This window comes from Bradyrhizobium sp. Arg816, from assembly GCF_029989365.1.
In the GTDB taxonomy this organism is placed as follows: Bacteria; Pseudomonadota; Alphaproteobacteria; order Rhizobiales; family Xanthobacteraceae; genus Bradyrhizobium.
The window spans coordinates 1-564 of sequence record NZ_JAPRAQ010000106.1; the positions used below are offsets into that span (position 1 = coordinate 1).

Consider the following 564-nt stretch of genomic DNA (forward strand, 5'->3'; position numbering starts at 1 on the left):
CGTCGCAGCACTCGCAGTCGGTGCTGCTGGTCGACGACTCGGCCTTCTTCCGCAACATGCTGGCCCCGGTGCTGAAGGCGGCCGGCTACCGCGTCCGCACCGCGCCGACCGCGCAGGAGGGCCTGGCGGCGCTGCGTGCGCAGAGCTTCGACGTGGTCCTGACCGACATCGAGATGCCCGACATGAACGGGTTCGAGTTCGCCGAAGTGATCCGCTCCGACACCAATCTGGGCGCGATGCCGATCATCGGCCTGTCCGCGCTGGTGTCGCCGGCGGCGATCGAGCGCGGCCGCCAGGCCGGCTTCCACGACTATGTCGCCAAGTTCGACCGTCCCGGTCTGATCGCGGCGCTGAAGGAACAGACCGCAGGCGCCGCCGGCGCCTCCGAGCTGAACCGGGCGGCGGCGTAAGAGCACTGGGGATCAGGAGATACCGATATGAGCAACAAGACCCAGACCACCGAAGGCGCCATGGTCGAATACGTCACCGCGATGATCGGCGGCCAGCTGTTCGGGCTGCCGATCTCCCGGGTCCAGGACGTGTTCATGCCCGAGCGCGTCACCC

1 protein-coding gene and 1 pseudogene are annotated in these 564 nt (G+C 68.3%); both read left to right on the forward strand.

All coding sequences use genetic code 11. The features are described from left to right. The coding region (locus OWC48_RS46035; RefSeq protein WP_282525932.1) for a response regulator at nucleotides 1–410 on the forward strand (410 nt) is incomplete at its 5' end. A gap of 27 nt (nucleotides 411–437) precedes the next feature. Next, nucleotides 438–564 (forward strand): annotated as a pseudogene (locus OWC48_RS46040) (chemotaxis protein CheW); the annotation flags it as partial.